Source organism: Natronogracilivirga saccharolytica, assembly GCF_017921895.1.
Lineage (GTDB): Bacteria > Bacteroidota > Rhodothermia > Balneolales > Natronogracilivirgulaceae > Natronogracilivirga > Natronogracilivirga saccharolytica.
In genome coordinates this window covers 417,754-435,972 of record NZ_JAFIDN010000003.1, presented here as the reverse complement: position 1 = coordinate 435,972, position 18,219 = coordinate 417,754, and the positions used below count along the sequence as shown (strand labels likewise).

At 48.2% G+C, this 18,219-nt stretch carries 15 protein-coding genes; 5 read left to right on the top strand and 10 right to left on the bottom strand.

Annotation, left to right across the window (positions count from 1 at the left end; all coding sequences use genetic code 11):
• Nucleotides 1–139: 139 nt before the first annotated feature.
• From recG to NATSA_RS06235, 4 genes are all read left to right on the top strand, one after another.
• A complete protein-coding gene (gene recG, locus NATSA_RS06250; RefSeq protein WP_210511141.1) occupies nt 140–2,215 on the top strand; it encodes an ATP-dependent DNA helicase RecG in 2,076 nt (691 codons plus the stop codon).
• An 85-nt stretch (nt 2,216–2,300) separates the two neighbouring features.
• Nucleotides 2,301–2,993: a DUF1538 domain-containing protein gene (locus NATSA_RS06245; protein WP_210511140.1), complete on the top strand. Its 693-nt coding sequence runs from the start codon at nt 2,301–2,303 to the stop codon at nt 2,991–2,993.
• A 4-nt stretch (nt 2,994–2,997) separates the two neighbouring features.
• Entirely contained in the window at nt 2,998–3,726 is a 729-nt protein-coding gene (locus NATSA_RS06240; RefSeq protein ID WP_210511139.1) for a DUF1538 domain-containing protein, read from the top strand.
• Complete coding sequence (locus NATSA_RS06235; protein ID WP_210511138.1) at nt 3,719–4,453, top strand: P-II family nitrogen regulator; 735 nt, start codon at nt 3,719–3,721, stop codon at nt 4,451–4,453. Before NATSA_RS06240 ends, NATSA_RS06235 begins: the two co-directional genes overlap by 8 nt.
• A gap of 10 nt (nt 4,454–4,463) precedes the next feature.
• Here the strand turns inward: NATSA_RS06235 and NATSA_RS06230 are convergent, their stop codons facing one another.
• The 5 genes from NATSA_RS06230 to NATSA_RS06210 form a co-directional block, all read right to left on the bottom strand.
• Nucleotides 4,464–6,839, bottom strand: coding sequence for a TonB-dependent receptor (locus tag NATSA_RS06230; protein ID WP_210511137.1), 2,376 nt, complete (start codon nt 6,837–6,839; stop codon nt 4,464–4,466).
• 25 nt (nt 6,840–6,864) lie between these two features.
• Nucleotides 6,865–7,476 (bottom strand): hypothetical protein, encoded by a 612-nt coding sequence (locus NATSA_RS06225; protein ID WP_210511136.1) that lies wholly within the window; start codon nt 7,474–7,476, stop codon nt 6,865–6,867.
• A 59-nt stretch (nt 7,477–7,535) separates the two neighbouring features.
• Entirely contained in the window at nt 7,536–8,267 is a 732-nt protein-coding gene (locus NATSA_RS06220; protein WP_210511135.1) for a hypothetical protein, read from the bottom strand.
• A gap of 252 nt (nt 8,268–8,519) precedes the next feature.
• Nucleotides 8,520–9,413, bottom strand: coding sequence for a mechanosensitive ion channel family protein (locus tag NATSA_RS06215; protein WP_210511134.1), 894 nt, complete (start codon nt 9,411–9,413; stop codon nt 8,520–8,522).
• A 29-nt stretch (nt 9,414–9,442) separates the two neighbouring features.
• Complete coding sequence (locus tag NATSA_RS06210; protein ID WP_210511133.1) at nt 9,443–10,219, bottom strand: hypothetical protein; 777 nt, start codon at nt 10,217–10,219, stop codon at nt 9,443–9,445.
• A gap of 207 nt (nt 10,220–10,426) precedes the next feature.
• Here NATSA_RS06210 and NATSA_RS06205 point away from each other — a divergent pair, with 207 nt between their 5' ends.
• The gene (locus NATSA_RS06205; protein WP_210511132.1) at nt 10,427–11,347 is read left to right on the top strand and encodes a universal stress protein; all 921 of its coding nucleotides are present in this window, start codon (nt 10,427–10,429) and stop codon (nt 11,345–11,347) included.
• A 13-nt stretch (nt 11,348–11,360) separates the two neighbouring features.
• Here NATSA_RS06205 and NATSA_RS06200 read toward each other — a convergent pair whose 3' ends face one another.
• The 5 genes from NATSA_RS06200 to NATSA_RS06180 form a co-directional block, all read right to left on the bottom strand.
• Nucleotides 11,361–12,920 carry a hypothetical protein gene (locus NATSA_RS06200; RefSeq protein WP_210511131.1) on the bottom strand — a complete coding sequence of 520 codons (1,560 nt, stop codon included), beginning with the start codon at nt 12,918–12,920 and terminating at the stop codon, nt 11,361–11,363.
• Nucleotides 12,921–13,086: 166 nt separating this feature from the next.
• On the bottom strand, nt 13,087–14,163 hold the full coding sequence (locus NATSA_RS06195) for a hypothetical protein (RefSeq protein ID WP_210511130.1): 1,077 nt from the start codon (nt 14,161–14,163) through the stop codon (nt 13,087–13,089).
• A gap of 279 nt (nt 14,164–14,442) precedes the next feature.
• Nucleotides 14,443–15,324, bottom strand: coding sequence for a sigma-70 family RNA polymerase sigma factor (locus tag NATSA_RS06190; RefSeq protein WP_210511129.1), 882 nt, complete (start codon nt 15,322–15,324; stop codon nt 14,443–14,445).
• A gap of 238 nt (nt 15,325–15,562) precedes the next feature.
• Nucleotides 15,563–16,738, bottom strand: coding sequence for a phosphopentomutase (locus NATSA_RS06185; RefSeq protein ID WP_210511128.1), 1,176 nt, complete (start codon nt 16,736–16,738; stop codon nt 15,563–15,565).
• A gap of 1 nt (nt 16,739) precedes the next feature.
• Nucleotides 16,740–18,218 carry a GAF domain-containing protein gene (locus NATSA_RS06180; RefSeq protein ID WP_210511127.1) on the bottom strand — a complete coding sequence of 493 codons (1,479 nt, stop codon included), beginning with the start codon at nt 18,216–18,218 and terminating at the stop codon, nt 16,740–16,742.
• Nucleotide 18,219 lies beyond the last annotated feature (1 nt).

Genomic DNA, 18,219 nt, shown 5'->3' with positions numbered 1-18,219 from the left:
TCATTACCACTCAATGCAAATACTAAAGACAATAATCATCCGGAATATCACGAATTGTTTCTCCGGCTGCCCACCAGGCCCCGCATGACAGCAATTTGGCACCCCAAAAAACAACAACTGATATATACCACTATACCAATTGAAGATTACCGAAATTCCTGGAATCAGTCCGGCCCGACAAAAAGCACTTGAAGAAACCGGGGTGCACACACCTATGGACCTGCTCAGGTTTTTCCCCAGAAACTACCTCGACCGCAGAACAGTGCTGCCTGTTGCAAATCTGAAAGGCATCGGTGAAAAAGTCACTGTGATGGGCCGGATAGTCGAGACAACCGAAAGCGGCTTCGGCAGAAAGAAAAGATTTGAGGCAATTCTTCAGGATGAATCCGGGCGCATAAAGGGAGTCTGGTTCAAGGGTATATCCTATTTCAGAAAATCTGTTAAAAAGGGGCAGTTCTATGCCTTTTTTGGTACCGTCAAGCGTTATGGCCGTTTTCTTTCCATGGCTCACCCTGAAACCGAGCAGCTCTCGGTCAACGAGGATACTTCCGGACAATCTTTTACCGGCATCATGCCGGTTTATCCCGGGAATAAGTTTTTTAAAAATACCTATATCACATCAGGCCTCCTCAGAAAATGGGCACTTGCAGCACTTGAGCGGCTGAAGCCCGGAGAGTTCCTGCCACCCGGATTGCTCCGCAAACTGGGATACCCTGAAAGATCTGTCGCCTTCCGCCATATTCACTCTCCCGAAACCCCTGAACAGCACTCCATTGCTCTGGAACGGTTCAAGTTTGAAGAACTTTTCCTGTTTGAACTCAGTGTGGTCACTCTGAAAAAAGAGGTATTTGACAAGGCATTGGGCCCCGTGATGTCAGAATCCAGGCCGTTCACCAGTCGCTTTTTCAATCAAGTGCTCCCTTTTGAACTGACGGACGGACAAAAAAAAGCACTGGGTGACGTAAAAAGGGATATCCGGTCAGGCAATCAGATGAACCGCCTGCTGCAGGGCGATGTCGGATCCGGGAAGACGGTCGTTGCCATCGGAGCGCTTCTCATGGCCGTTGACAGCGGTTACCAGGCTGTGATGATGGCGCCAACGGAAATTCTCGCAGAACAGCACTACCACTCATTGTCCGAATGGCTGCAGCCGCTGGGTATAACCATTCGTCTGCTTACGGGAAATCAGAAAAAAGCACTTCGCTACGACATCCAGTCGGACATCAGCGGAGGAACAGCGCATATCGTTGTCGGTACGCATGCCATTATCCAGGAGAATATCCGTTTCCACAGACTCGGCATGGCTGTCATCGACGAACAGCACCGCTTCGGCGTATCCCAGCGCGCACAATTGCGGGAAAAAGGTGAAAACCCTCACATCCTGGTCATGTCTGCAACCCCCATCCCCCGCTCCCTTGCCATGACACTGTACAGCGATCTCGATCTTTCGGTCATCCGGGATCTGCCTCCCGGCCGGAAGCCGGTAAAAACGCGGGTCGTTTCTGAAAAGAACCGTAAGAAAGTACATGATTTTCTGAAAGAGCAGCTCGGTGACGGCGGGCAGGTTTATATCGTGTATCCGCTTATCGAAGAGTCGGAAGCCATGGATTTGAAAAATGCCACTGAAGGCTACGATCAGATCCGGGTGGAGTTTCCCGGCAGCAGGGCCGGCTTGCTCCACGGACGCATGTCAGCAGATGAGAAAGAGCAGGTGATGCGTGATTTCAAGGAAAACAGGATTCAGATCCTGGTATCAACCACGGTCATCGAAGTTGGGGTTAATGTCCCGAATGCTTCGGTCATGGTCGTGGAGCATTCCGAGAGGTTCGGATTATCGCAGCTGCACCAGCTCCGCGGACGGATTGGACGCGGGGCCAGGCAAAGCTACTGTCTGCTGATGACCGATGTCAAACAAAGCAAGGAAGCCAGAAGCCGCCTGGGTACGATGGAGGAGACCACTGACGGGTTCAAAATTGCCGAAGCCGATCTCAAGCTTCGCGGGCCGGGCGACTTCCTGGGGACCCGGCAAAGCGGTCTGCCGGAATTCAGGCATGCGGATATCCTCACGGATCAGTATTTGCTTGAACAGGCCAAAAACATGGCGTTTGAACTGCTGGAGCAGGACCCCGAACTGGATCACCCTGAATTATCCGCTTTGAAAAAAGCATTTCTGCCTTACCTTGAAAAGAAAAAAAAGTTTTTCCAGATGAGTTGAAATGTTTGGGAGGCATCCCAATGTTACTACAGACGTCATGCAGTATCTCCCTGAAGTTTGTACATGATCCAACTACAAGTACCCGATGCAAAATGTTCGTGAAACAATAACAGAGGTCGTTCAGGCAGTCATACCTGTTACGGTGATTGTGATTATCCTGCAGTTCACCATCATATGGCTGCCCATGGAAGACTTTCTGCAGTTCATCGTTGGGGCAGTGATGGTTTCAGCAGGATTGATCTTCTTTCTGCTGGGGGTGCATATCGGGCTGCTTCCCATCGGGGAGATGATCGGATCCGCTCTGCCTCAGATCGGAAAGGTATGGATAATCATATTGATAAGTTTTTTACTTGGATTTGTGGTAACCGTCGCTGAACCTGATGTACGCGTTCTTGCAAATTATGTTGATACCGTTTCGGACGGTGAGGTAAACCGCCATCTGCTGATCTACACCGTTGCCCTTGGACTGGCGATATTTGTGGGACTTGCAATCATGCGTATCATATTTGATATCCCGATAAAGTACCTGCTCATGGGGGGATATCTGTTGATTTTTATTCTGGCCATATTCGTACCTGAGCAATTTATTTCCATTTCATTTGATGCCGGTGGTGTCACTACGGGTCCCCTTGCGGTACCCTTTATCCTTGCCTACGGGATTGGTGTGGCTGCGGTGCTTGGGGGAAGAAAAACTACGGACAATGGTTTTGGCCTTGTGGCACTGGCATCCATCGGACCGGTACTGGCAGTGCTGATACTCGGAATCATATACGGCTGATAAAATGAATATCACCATATTCAGCGGATTTACGGATGTTATTGTAGAAGTGGTCTTTGCCCTTGTACCGCTTGTAATATTTTTTCTGATAGCCCAGTTTACATTTCTGCATCTGCCGCTGAAAAAGGTTACCGATATTATCAAAGGAATCGTACTGGCTTTTATCGGCCTGACACTGTTTCTCCAGGGAGTTCATGTCGGATTTGAACCCGCAGGTACGATGATGGGTGAAGTGCTGGGCTCGAAAAATGCCCGCTGGGTGCTGGTCCCCATAGGCTTTTTACTGGGGTTTGTAGCTACCATTGCGGAACCGGCAATCCGGATCCTGAATCATGAGGTGGATAAAGTATCTGGCGGGTATATCCCGAAAAAAGTTTTGCTGTACACATTATGTATCGGAGTAGGGTTGTCTATCGCACTTGCCATGCTGCGTCTGCTGATCGGCATACCGATCATCTGGCTGATTCTGCCCGGTTATGCAATAGCTCTGACCATGATGCACTTTACCTCACCTACGTTTACTTCTGTTGCATTTGATGCCGGCGGTGTCGCAACAGGACCGATGACTGTTACGTTTATAATGGCGGTAGCACTTGGAGTTGGAGAAGTGCTGCCCGATCGTGACCCGATGACGGACAGTTTCGGAATGATTGCTTTGGTTGCCCTGGCGCCGATAATTTCCGTTCTTACCCTTGGGCTTCTTTACGCATGGAAAGAAAAAAGAGATGATTGACCTTCTTAAGCACTGCCAAAAGCTAATTATCAGCATAGTCAACCGTGACAAAACCTCGGTTGTGGTGAAGGCCTCCAAGCGAAAACGGGCAGAGGGGGCTACCATCATTCACGGCCAGGGCGCCGGAATAGAAAAGTGTAAAACTTTTTGGGGCATCCCCCTGGAGCCGGAGAAAGATGTGATTTTTACTGTCGTTTCCGATGAACACGCCGAGGAGGTTCTGGGCATCATCAGCAAAAGTGTAAAAATGGGCAAGTCGGGAAACGGCGTTGCTTTTATACTGGATATTACCAGTTTTACCGGAGCTGTTCACTTGCACAAGAAAAAAGACAAACCTACTGATCAACCACTCAAATCGATGGATGAAACTGCACAATTCGAGCTCATAGTCTCAATCGTCAACAAAGGCTTTTGCGAGGAAATCATCACTGCAGCCCGCAAAGCCGGCGCTGCCGGCGGAACCATCATGACCGGCAGAGGCACTGGCATTCATGAACACGGAAAGTTGTTCTCTTTCAATATTGAACCTGAAAAAGAGGTTGTCCTGATACTTGTCCCTCAAAAAATCACCGACAAGGTACTGGAATCCATTGTTAAAACCGGTGAACTGGACAAGCCCGGCAAGGGAATTGCATTTGTGCTGAATGTAGAGAAAGTGCTGGGCATCAATCACCTCCTTGATGAGATGCTGCATAAGGACAAGGAAGAAAAAAACGGAAGCAGTTGATAAATGGTGTTTAAAAATACACCCTGTAAAGCATTTTCACGTTTCGCCCGGGCTCAGGCATGACTGACTTGATCCGGGAAAGGTGATTTCGGTACTCTGAGTTGGCCAGGTTTTCCACAGTAAAAGAAAATGTATGCAATGCCCCTGCTCTGCTGAAGTGGTACTGAGCATACAAGTCAAAAACAGCATACTCATCAGTGGGCTCTTCAAATTCGTCCGTCCGTGATTGCCGTGTTGCCAGCCTTGCGGCACCGCCGATTTTCAGTGAACCCAGGCTGTATTCCAGATACAGCCGGCTGTTCAGGGGCGGCATCAGAGGCACCGCATTTTCACGTTCTTCTGTAACCAGAAAAGGAAACGATTCACCATCGTCAATAAAATCTCCTCTGACATAACTGACCGTACCTCCGGTTGTTAAACTGCGGTTCAACAGCAACTCGTAATTCAGCTCGGCCCCGGTCATCAGAACTTTGTTTTCCGTATACTGAAATACATTCAGATCATCGCGTCGGGGACTTTGTTCCCCCGTGTCCTGGGGAAATATGTAGTTGTCCATCTGATTTCGGTAAATTGCCATGCTGGCACGCATCCGCTCTCTGTTCCATCGCACGAACACCTCACTCCCCCAGCCTTTTTCCCTGGTAAGTGCAGGATTACCGATCTCGTATGAAAAATTCGCCAGATGCGGACCTTCCGAATAGAGTTCTTCAATGATAGGGGAACGATGCGTTCTGGTGATCGTAGAACCCAGTTTCAGGTTGGAAGTGATATTCCATGAGCCCATGACAGACCCGGATGCGCCATGAAATTCCCTGCTGGTTATGTCATGGTCAAGAAAGATGGATTCTGCCTCTTCAGGCGACAAGTGCCTGTAGTCATACCGCAGTGCAATCTGCAGGTTGAAGGACCGGAAATCCCGCTCCTGAAACAGGTATCCGGCTACGGAACGCTCTATGGTTTCCGGAGTAAAGGTCATGCCCCCCGATGCGTAATCACGATGTTCCGCCCAAACTCCAACCAACCCTTTTTCAAAAAACAGCATGTTACGATGGTGCAGATCCATGCGGATGTTATTGGTCAGCACTCCGAATTCCGCACCAACCGGCTGCGGAATATCCGGGTCATCCGGCTTTTCAAGTTCCCTGTGGAAGTAGTAGGAGTAATTCCATCTCACATCCAGTCTTCTGGCCCAGCTGTCCGAAAAATTAAACCGCGCTCTTCCGTCAAGATACCGGCGGAACATCTCAATGTCGACTCCGTTTGGATGTGCTTCGGCAATTCCCTCTCCCCCGGGCACACCATATTTTGAATCAAGAATATTGCCGGAAAATCCGATAACACCCCAGTCGTCGATGTAGCTCAGCCCCAGCGACGCATTGAGCGTGGTAATATCGGTATTGACAAGGGAACCTGCAGGGGTATCCATATCGGACGTGTGCCGCCCCGAAAAATCAAACCTGAATGCCATACGGTCGGTGAAAGACAAGCTCCGGCCGGAAAACGGCAGGCTGGTGTCTACCGGTCCAAAAGCCCGAAAGCCGCCTGACATTCCCCTGTTGACGGATTCTCCCTGCAGACTACCGCTCCAGTGGATATGATCGGGATGATCAAACGGAATCTGACCTCTACGCACATTGATGACGCCGCCCATGGTATTGGAGCCATGAACTATCGCAGACGGACCGCGAATCAGTTCGATGTGCTCGGCGGTCATCGGGTCGATCGAAAGCGCATGGTCGGATGCAGTGGCGGACAAATCTCCGGTCCTGCCGCCATCCTCAAGTATTAAAAGGCGGTCACCACCAAGGCCACGCAACACGGGTCTGGCAGGTGCAGGTCCCATTGACCGCTGCGCCATGCCGGGTTCATCTTCAAGTGTCTCTGCAAGTGTACGGCCCAGCTGCTGACGCAGATGGCGGCCGGTGACGGTTCGTTCGACATATGTGGTGATATCATCCTCCTCTGCAGCATGCCTGGCCACAATTTCCACTTCCGACGACCGAAAAACAGACGGGCGCATTGAAACCGAAACCCGGGTGGTATCATCCCTTGTGATCGTTACATTTTTGGATGTGGACTCGTATCCAACGTGCTGAAACCGGATTCTGTACTCACCTTCGGGAATATTCCGGATGATGAAATCTCCCTCATCATGGCTGACGCTTCCCCGGTCGAGATCGGGAATATAGACGGAGGCAAGCACGACGGGGTCCCCGGTTTCGCTGTCATGGACATATCCTTTCAGGATTCCCGCGTCAGACACTGCCGAACCGGCACTACCTGCAGAATGGTCCTCTGTCATACCGGAAGCAAACCCGGCATGAACTGCAATAAACAGAAAAAATGCGGAGGTAATCAGCGTGCGGGAAAAAACAGCAGTACTCATGGTTGGCATCGGGAAGGAAAATCCACTATGACTCCAGATCAAAATAAACAGGAAGCGGTATCGGGGTCATGTCGGTATGATCAAGGTGAAACAGATTGATTCGCATATCGGCCCGTCCGTGATGCCTGGCTTCCATTTTGAATACCCAGGTTTGTCCGTCCGTCTTGTCATAAACGGCCTGGAAAGGGCGGTCTTCCGGAGAGAGGCGTGTGTTACGGCTGCCGGCCTCAAAATATTCAAATTCAAGATACCATTCACCGTCGGGATTTCTTTCACCGTCAGCATAATACTCCGGCAGAGAAATCCGATCCCGGTTCTCATCCAGATAATGCACTTTCATCTGTGGCGTATGACCTGTTTCAGGGTCAAGATCTGCTTCGCGGAATACAACTTTGCCGCCAACAGCTATTTCTTCATCAAGGACGATATTATCTTCGAATACACCATCCGGATCGAATTCATACTGACGAAGGAAATAGGATACCAGCACATCGCCGTCCATTTCCAATTCAAAACCAACTGCCGGCGCATGGTCTCCGCCTTCAGAGTCCACAGGATTGTCCTCACAGCCCTGCAATGACAATGTCACCAGCAAGGCTGAGAAGGTAATGATTATAAGTGATTTCAGTTTACTCATATTAACAGAAAACTATTCAGAACTGCTTTTATTTTGAGGTTGTTTTTGCGGGTTCTGATTTAGCGGATACGAAAATGGCGTTCATGCGGATAACGGCCTTCCTCAATGCCTTCATACTCATCATCGACATAAATCATGAGCGGGGCACTGGCTTCAAAGACCTGCTCTTCGGCAACATTGCATTCACGTTCTGTGCGTTGCGGGTCGTTGGGATCATCGGAAAATCCCAAACTTACGATATCAGCAACATCTTCACACCGGTAAACGCTGAAGACGATGCCGGTTTCACCCGGCTGATCTGCCCGGATGTGAAATCCCCACGAGCCGTCACCACCATGCTGCTCGATATTGGCTTTACGGTCCTCTACCGGGTCAACCCAATCGTATTCAAGCCGATATTGACCGTCCGGATTTATCTCGCCTTCGCTGTCCCGTTCTTCCGGATAGGGAATATGATTACCCTGGGCATCATGAAACCGTATTTGCACCACTGGTGAGTAGTACCGGGGGCTGTCCGGACGGGTTTCCCTGGTGTCCACCAGATTACCGCCCTCATGTACCATACTGAGCATGACCCTGTTATTGTACTCATACTCAGGGGTTACACCCTCAGGATTGTATGTATAACTGCCATCTTCATAAATCACAAAATCGACACCGTCAATCTGTATAGAAAACCCTGCCGGTTCCGGATACATCGGATCATCATTATCGTTGTCATCGCAGGACGAAACTATAAAAGCAATGCCGAACAGGAACATAAACAATCGGGAAGTTTTGAAAAAAGTCATAAACAATCGGGAAGTTTTGAAAAAAGTCATAGTGCCTTTAATTAAGTTTTTTTTTTACTTTTTCGCAGGCCCAGCTGGCCCGGAACAACGAATAAATGCAATTTACTTGCATTTGGACACAAATGCAAGATTGTTGCATGTAAAAACTTGCACCCTCTTTTAACGGATAAAAAACAAGAGTAAAAGAGTGCCCTGCCGGTTTAATCCGATTGCACCTGTAATCATCCCCGATTCACGCTTTCCGGCACTGAGTCAGTCCTTCTTCGGGAGGGATGGTTTTCCTGCAGGCTCCGTAATCAGTTCGGAGTTGCCTGAAAGGATGTCAACCGGAAGCGGACTGGTAGCAGAACCGGCATAAACGGAAACGTGCGGGAATGGTATTTCGATGCCCTCTTTGTCGAAGCGTTCCTTTATACCCATATTCAGACCATTTCGCAATTTGAGGAAGTTTTCCCTGGTTGTCCATGCGACAAAGAGCAAATCAATTGAAGAATTGCCGAACTGGTCAAAAATCAGCAGAGGAGGCGGTTCCTCCAGGGAGTATGGCAGTTTTTTTGCTACATCAAAAAGAACCTCACTGACCCGGTTCAGGTCTTCCTTGTACGCGACGGATATGCGGCAGTCAACTCTGCGGATGGGAAACCGGGTTAAATTGATGAATTCCGATTTGACCATGGACTCATTGGGTACGCGCAGATACCGGTTGTCAAACATTCTGATTTTAACTGAAAGGGTATCAATGGAAAGTACGATACCGACATTTCCGCTCACACTGACAACATCACCAACCTGGAAAGATTTTTCCGCAAGCAAAAAGACACCGCTTATGACGTTGGAAACGCTGGTCTGGGAAGCAAATCCGATTGCGATACCCAGAATGCCGGCAGCCCCGAGCAATGGTGCAAGTCCGAAGCCAATTTCGTGGAGTACAGTAATGACCAGAAGTGTGGTTCCCGTGTAAAAAAACAATTTGCCTGCCAGCATACCATAGTGCGGCCTATAGTTACCGGAGACATATCTGACGATTGCACGTCTGACCAGTGCGAGCAATGGAAAACCGGCAATCAGAATAACGGCTATTCTGATCAGCTGAAATAGCCGGTCTTCGGTAATATAACTTTCAAAAAGACCCCATAATGTTTCCATGCGCTATGTACCCTTGTTAATGGTTTCCATCAAAATCCGGGAAAATGCAGCTCTTTGAGCAGTTTAAATGTCCTTGTAGCAACCGTTGATTTAACCGTTTCTCTCGGAGATGTGATTATAGCTCCGCCTCCGGCCTCCGGCGGAATGGTGCCGGTCGTTTTGACATCACTGTTAATCTCTCTGCCGTTATACATTACGGATGTTTCATCAGCCCAGAGAACCCCGTCATTTATGTAAACCGACAACCGTTCTACACGAAGACAGAGCTTTTCAAACCGCAGATCTTCATCGCTTTTGTTCTCGATTTGAACGGGGCAAATAACCATATGCGGTTCATACATTTCCTGCACAAGCTTTCTTCTTGCTGTTGTTGACAAGGCATATGACAATTCACCTTCGGTAAAAATCCCGAACCATGTCTCCGAAAGTATTACAGTGGGAATTTCTGCAAGCACCAGATCCGGTTTGTCAGCAGGAACAATCCGTACGAAAGCGGGGATACGCGTATAGATTCTGGCTCCGGAATTTTTGAGAATACGGTAATGAAATTCACTGTCAGCAACTACGGGGCGATCGGGAAATACCGGCGTCAGGCTGAATGTGCTGAATTCTTCAGGAAGCGCCAGCCGGTTCCAGTCCGGCTTTTCCGGCAATGGGAGCGGATCGCCGTCGTTCTTGTCATCGCGGGCGCTGCCAATCCAAAGCTCATTGAGCACTTTTTTCAGATAGACGGTAAGCGGGCCGATACGGTGAGCCGAGATCTCATCATCTTTTAAGATTATCTCACTCCAGGGGTTTCCACTCATAATGGTCGGATTAGAATTTGGAAGTGTTTATGTTAGTGCATTAACAGATAATCGGCAAGTTGCAATTCATTCATAACCAAAGTCTTCTTTCCGGATATCGCATAACCGGCTCTGCAATATTCCTTTTAGGTGTGTACATATTGCCTTTTGAATGTTACATTTCAGTACAGGAAGCATTACCATCAACTATGATATGGGGGAGCTGTCATGAAACATATTAAAATACTGGTTCCGGTAGATTTTTCTGAACTGAGTGAGCATGCACTCAAAGCAGCAGCGCTTTATGCCCGGACTTTCGATGGGACGGTAACACCATTTCATGCCTATATACCTGTCACTGATCTTGATGGTTTTTATTATGTGGGTTCAGGTATCACTCCCCATGAAAAATACGGTCAGATCGAAAATGTTCTGCGTCAGCGCCTAAATGAAACGGCCTTGAAATATGTGACTGATGAGTTTCTGAATGAACCGCTTCTGGATGTTGGCAATCCTGCCCGTGCAATTACATACAATGCAAAGGACTTTGACCTGGTCATCATGAGTACACACGGCCGCACCGGTTTCAGCAGGTTTGTCATGGGTTCGGTGACTGAAAAGGTGCTGCGCATGTGCAACAAACCGATGATTACCGTCACGGACAAATCGGAGATGGGTGATCTTGCCTCTATACTTCTGACTACGGATTTCTCGGAAAACTCCTATCAAGTCTTTCCTTTTGCCCTCAGCCTGGCTGAGAAAACCGGCGGCAAAATTGATCTGGTCCATATTGTGAGTATAGAACAGTTTTTTGATGCCAAGGCTGCTGAGAAAACAGCAAGCGAGCGGGAGCAGCAAATTAATGACCTTGCCGACAAGCATTTCAAGGATATCCGGGACCAGGTAACTCCCCGTGTAATCTCCGGAAACCGCAAGCCGCAGGCTGAAATTTGCAAACTTGCAAAGGAAAAGAATTATAATCTGATCTTCATGTCATCTGTTGGAAGAAGCGGTCTGGAATACCTGATGATGGGAAGCACAGCATCATATGTGGTTCGCACAGTCGACAATGCGGTCTTTACCGTGAATCCTCAGGGAATCAGTGCCGAAAAAGCCAAAAAGATTCACTTTGATTACCGAAATCTTTAAATCAGAATGTTTCTCAGAAGCGGAGATTAATTCCGACCGTTGCATGAAAACGGTCGACTTCCTGATCGGCCGTTTCAATAAAAGTCACAGGTGCTCCGAAGTCATCTTCGATGATTCCGGTTTCTTCATCCACAAAGTACAGGTCTTCTGTAGTTTCCCAGAGTCCGTACTGCAGGGCAATATCAATTGACATGCCCTGGTTGACTCCTATTCCCAGTCCGGCACTGATATACTGGCGGTCGTTTTCTGCAATATAGCCGACAGGGTTGCTCAGGAGCGACCAGCCCAGGCGCGGCTGAATGCCTTGAATCCCGGTAAATGTAACTCCTGCGCTGAAGTTCCAGACATCTTTGAAGTTCTCGCTGATGAAATTGTTTTCTTCAATCTGGGTTTCTCTTTCTTCTGAGTCAAAATCCCTGAGTCTGATACTGCTGAAGTTCACCCGTTCTGCGGAAAAGGAAAGATCGGCCAGAGGAAGGTTTTTGGTGGCAGCACCCACTTTGATCCGCGCCGGAGAGGTTGCGCTGTACGAAAATTCACCGTTGATTTCATCACTCAACTGCGGTCCAAACGTGTTATCATCCTCATCGACAATGACCTGACCGTCCAGTGTAACAACATCCTGAAAGCGTGTCTGAACAAATGCATCAAATGTTTCCTCTACATTCCATCGTGTTGCAGTAGTATAGCTTCCTCCGATATCCAGAAAGCCCAGACCCGTATACAGCAAACCAAGCCGGGCATTCAGACCTACGGCATCTACATTGATTTTCTCCTCAAAAAAGACCCGGTCAATATTGTAGGTTCCTGAGTTCTGCTCACCGGTATAGACTCTCTGTCCGGACCTGTCCCGGGGAGTATCTTCTATGAAAACCTGTTCAAACTTGGATCTGGAAACCGGTATGCCCACTGTCAGGCCAAGAAAGAAGTCCTCCTGAAATTCTGTTGCCATGAAGAGGCTGTACTCACCAGCCTGACCACGGCGTGTTGTTTCTGCAAATTGATCAACACCCTGAAAACCGCCAAATTCAAAAACAGATTCCAGCTGATTGTTATGATCATCAATAGCAAATGTATTGAAAGCTATGTCGCTTGTGTAGTCGGTCAGAAACTGATATGTACGTGACGTAAAATCGTTGAAAGCATCTATGGTAAATGCCGAATTGTAATCCGCTGTCTGTACATAACCACCTCCGAATACCAGACTTCCCACTTCGGTCGGAACATTGTACGAAAATCCTATATGAGTTATACCGGTCTGATTGTCATCAAATGTGCTCTGCTCTCCAAGATATGTCGACTGCTGCTCGATATTTCTGACTCCGAGTCCGACAGAGAAATTACTTTCCGGAAATTTGGCAGCAACGGCCGGATTATTAAGGTAAGAGCCAAATCCCTGGAGTTGAGAAACTGATGAGCTGCCCAGGGCGATGCTGTGAGCATCCTGACCTGGCATCTGCTTCGAGAGCCGCAATGCATCCATGCTGTATTGCGCCTGAATGCCGGTCAGTCCTGAAAAGGATATGATCAGCATGGTAATGATTAATCTGAGAGCGGGGCCTTGATTTTTCATAGATAGTGAATTTTCAATATGGTTCTGTAGATGACAAAACGAACTGCGTGCCATAAATGATATCCCTGTAAAAAAAGCGCGGCACAGTTGCTGATTTGAGGCAATGTCCGCGCTTTAGAAATGATTCTTCTGCATCAGATTTACGATGCTATTGAAAAAAGTAATGTCAGTCGTTTCTGTTACGTGAAGTACTTCCGCTGCTGCTCCGGCTGGAGGAACTGCTCCGGCTGACTGAACCGCTGCTTCTGTTTGACGAACTGCTTCGACTTACGGAGCCACTGCTTCTGCTGGAAGAGCTGCTCCGGCTGACCGAGCCACTGCTTCTGCTCGAAGAGCTGCTCCGGCTGACCGAGCCACTGCTTCTGCTCGAAGAACTGCTCCGGCTGACCGAACCGCTGCTTCGGCTGGAGGAACTGCTGCGATTAACCGTGCCGCTGCTTCGGCTTGTGGAGCTGCTGCGGTTAACCGTGCCGCTGCTTCGGCTTGTTGCAGTGCTGGACCGGGTGACCGTAGTTCCGCGTTCACTTCTGACATTGGAGGATCCGCTGGTTGACCTGGTGACATTGCTGCTCCGGGTTACATTCGAAGTACCTGTACGGTTCACTGTTGACCGTGTTGCAGATGAACTTCTGGTAACAGATGCTCTGGAGGCATCTCTGGCTACAGCATTGGCTCTTGTACCCGTAACGCTGGTTCCCCGGGAGGTGTAAACTCTGCTGCTCGATACACCGGTTATGTTGCGGTAATTATAGGTAATAAAGTAGTTGGGTCCGTAATAGACACCCGGGCCCCATCCGTATGCCGGGTAACGATGATATCTGCCGGGACCATACCAGCTGTAATGATAATGAGCAGGACCGTACCATCCATGATGGGCCCATGCCCAGCTGTCATAGAAATAGCTGTGTCTGAATGCATGCGGATGATATCCATAGTGATAGGAAAACCCGAAACTTACTCTGCTGGCAGGCCTGTGTGCCGGATGGTGATAACCTAATCCGTATCTGGATGACCAGCGATACCGGTCAAAGTCACGATAGTACAGGTCAATGTCATGCAAGGCATCTTCATAACCCATATCATAAAGATCCTGGTCGCTAATGGGTTTTTCCCGTTGTTCCTCATATCTGTCCGTATGGGCGCGGGAAGGGCGCTCATCTACTACCTGGACCTGGGTATAGCATCCGGTCAGCAAAAAGGCAGCTGCGAGCATTGCTATGGGTATGTTGTTAATTCGTGCCATGATGGCCTCCTTGAATTGTCTGCCTGTGTAGCGGTGTCTGCTTATAAAACTTTTATTTTGTCTGGATTCGTTCCTGATCCTGCTGCCAGTGCTATTTATTGTAATTACACATGAGAGTCTGCCTGTACCTAATATACCATTATTTATGGATTTTTGGTTCTCTTCTACATCTTTTTACGATTCAGCCCGTAAAAAGTTCATTAATTATTCGCGGAATAGGACAGTGACTTAAGTATGTTATGCCTGCTCAGAATATATTATTGCAGCTCACCCAGCAGGTTAGCCGAGATATACCCGTAGTGCCAGACTTCTGTTGTGATGTCGCAGTTTTCTGAGTGCTTTTTCTTTTATCTGACGCACGCGTTCTCTTGTCAGGTCAAATCGTTCTCCGATCTCTTCAAGAGTCAGCGAATGTTCGCGGCCGATCCCGAAATACAGGCGTATAACTTCGGCTTCCCTTTTGGAAAGTTTTGACAATGCCCGCTCAATTTCCACTTTCAGGGATTCACCCATCAAATCATTATCAGGGTCGGGTGTTTCTTCGTTTTCGAGAACATCCAGCAGCCTGTTGTCTTCACCCTGGGCAAACGGGGCGTCAACGGACAGGTGCCGGCCTGAAATTTTCAACGTATCAGAAACTTCGGAAACGGTCATTTCCAGACTTTCAGCCAGTTCGGCAGCAGACGGGATCCGCTCATATTCCTGTTCCAGCTTGGACAACTCTTTACCGATTTTGTTAAGCGCACCCACTCTGTTGAGCGGCAGCCTGACAATCCGGCTCTGCTCGGCGAGTGCCTGAAGAATTGACTGGCGAATCCACCATACCGCATACGATATGAACTTGAACCCCCGGGTTTCGTCAAATCTTTTGGCAGCCTTGATCAGGCCGAGATTGCCTTCATTGATGAGGTCACCAAGCGACAGCCCCTGGTTCTGATACTGTTTGGCAACGGAAACAACAAATCGCAGGTTTGCCTTGGTCAACCTTTCAAGGGCCTGCTGGTCACCCGCCTGAATCTTTTTCGCCAATTCAACTTCTTCATCAGGAGTGATAAGATTCACCTTGCCAATCTCCTGCAAATAGCGATCGAGTGATTGGGATTCTCTTGTTGAAATTCCGCTGGGACTTGGATTTTTGGGTTCTTTTTTCTTCTTAGCCACTTGAAAAACTGGTTTGGTTTACGTTCATATTACTATTACGCTGTACAGATCATACCGGTTGCATCAATATACAATCTTTATGATCAGATTTCTGCCCGATCTGAAAACGGGAAATACATGCTCCGGGCACGCAAATACAACTTCAGGTCTGAAGGAATGATATGATTGCTCTTTCTCACAAAAAAACGAATCAAATTTACGGATGTTATCTGTCAAATGCGGCAACCGGGTAAATATTTTAAATATGCTGCTTATTTAGAAAGGATTTACCCGGAAACGGATTTTCAAGGCCATAGAAATCACAAACGGAGACTGCGATGTCTGAAAAACTATTCCGGATTGGCAGCTCCATAGTTGTTGCTTTATTTCCCGGATATATCAGCAGGGGTGTGAATTCCCGCGAATGGTCCGTACTGGGCATCGCCGGATCGTTTCCATGATCCCCTGTTATGATAAGCAGATCATCCGGTTTAAGCTTTTTAAGTATACGCGGAACTTCCCTGTCGATTTCCTCGAGAGCTTGCGCAAAACCTTCGATGTCATTACGGTGTCCAAAGTTTTGATCCGTTTCAATAAGATTTACAAAAACGAATCCCCGGTTGTTCAGTTCCATCACTTCAAGCAGTAGCTCAATTCCTTCAGCATTGCTTTTGGTTCTTCGGGAGTGATCAAAACCGCATTCAGCAAACAGGTCGATCACTTTTCCAACGGACCATGTCTCAATCCCCTTTTCCTGCAGATAGCCGGGCAGAAACGGTTCGAAAGGTTTCAGCGAATAGTCATGCCGCTGGTCAGACAAACGCCTGAATGAACCCGGTTTGCCGGCAAAGGGTCTTGCAATCACCCGTCCTACAGCATGTTCATCCACCATTACCTTTTTCCGAGCTATTTCACACCAATCATAGAGGGTTTCGAGCGGAACCGTATCAACATCGCATGCTATTTGAAACACACTGTCAGCCGATGTATAGACAATGGGAAGTCCGGTTTTCTGATGCTCTTCTCCGTACTCCTCAATAACTGCAGTTCCGGAAGCCGGTTTATTTGCAAGTACACCACCAAGACCTGTAAGTGAGCAGAAATTTTCAATCACATCATCCGGAAACCCGTTTTCATAGGTTGGAAATGGTCTTTCAAGCTGAAGTCCGGCGATCTCCCAGTGTCCGGTAGTGGAATCTTTACCGGAAGACGCCTCCCTCATCTTACCGAATGCAGCAAGCGGTTCCCAGACCGGGGCCACTGTATCGAGGGGGATAATATTCCCCAAACCCATTCGCTCAAATTCCGGCAATCGACATCTGCTCCGGGCAACAACATGGCCCAGGGTATTGCTTCCGGCATCACCATATAAATGCGCATCCTCCTGTGCACCAACTCCCAGACCATCGATAATAATCAGGTAACAGCTTCCCATGTCATACCTCCGAAAGAAATTTTTGCTGCTTAACAGCCTCATTCATGGCCTTTCTGGAGTTTTGAATGGCCGATTCGGGATCCATCCCGCGTTTTAATTCCGTGAATCCTGTCCGCAGCAGTATTTCAATTTTCTGATCATCCGCAAAGCTCACCGGATGCTGAAACTCTTTCTGAACTGCCTGTATCCATGAGTCAAAAGCCGACTCATCCGTTGACTGAAGAATGAACGAATACACATAATCACTGTATTCGCCGATAATGCCGGAACAGCCGAATTTTTGCGGCCTGGCAGCAGAAAGCACCATTTTTTGCAGTTGCAGCAAATCATCCGGCCGATACCTTGTTCTCAGGGTGGAAATATTGCTGATGGCAAACATCCCCACCCAGGTTTTCATGGGCACATCATAATTATCCTGGTGTTTCCTGATGACATTCAGGGCGCCTTTGTACAAATCGGATGTGTAGCAGGAAATTTTATTTGCAAATACATCTTCTTCGACACCAAGATCAGGAAACAATGCTTCCAGTTTTAAACCGGCAACCCGGCAAAGATTGGTGATTTTGTGTTTAACAGCTTCGGTGAAAACAAGTAAATCTTCGCTGTACACAAGGGCAAGAAGCTGCCTTCTTTGCCTGTGCATGACCGGGACTGCCAGTGTAGCGCCCTTGCATAACGGCTCCTGATATGAGATTCGCTTGGGATTGGCGTTAACATGCGTGTAATAAACGGGTTCGCCACTTTTCAACGCCTGATCGGAAATGGTTCCCTCCTGCACCGTCAGACCAACAGGAGGAGGAAATTTTGAAGCTGCCGAATAAAGCACCGAATTCCAGGATTTGAGTCCCCTTGCAAGCAGCATAACCCCTCCGTTGCTGCCGGCATACTTCTGAAGCTGCTCGGTTAATTCGGATGCAAGCTCAAAGGGCTGATCCAGTCTGGAAAAACGGTCTACATCGTCATCATACTCTGTCCATTCCGACTGCTGATGTGACAGGTCATTCAGCTCCTGGTAGTTATGGAGCAGTCTGCCAAGTGCTTTCTGATAAGCTGTAACACTTTCTTCATCTGACATGTTCAATTCTGATTTCGCCCCCGATTCAACGGATGTAATAGCAAGGGTGTCGGCATTGTAGACCAGCGGAATCAGGTATACATAGGATACCGGAACCGTGGAAGTGTAGTGATCCAGCTGCTTTCCGTCAAAATGGACATCACGCTGCAGACGGGTTATCGACTTAATCGTATCGAAATTTCCCAGAAAATGCTCATTCCTTCTTACGCGGTCCTGATAAACGACATTTTTCAGATTCGTCGCGTAATTTTCCAGCACTACAATATCCCGGCGATGGTTGATCCAGTGCAGCGAAACGGTTTCTGCCTGCAGGGAATTACGCAGCAGCAGAATCATATCGCGTATCACCTTTTTGAAATTCTGCAGGTTCTCCTTTTCTCTGTTTTCGGAATATGTAAGGCTCATT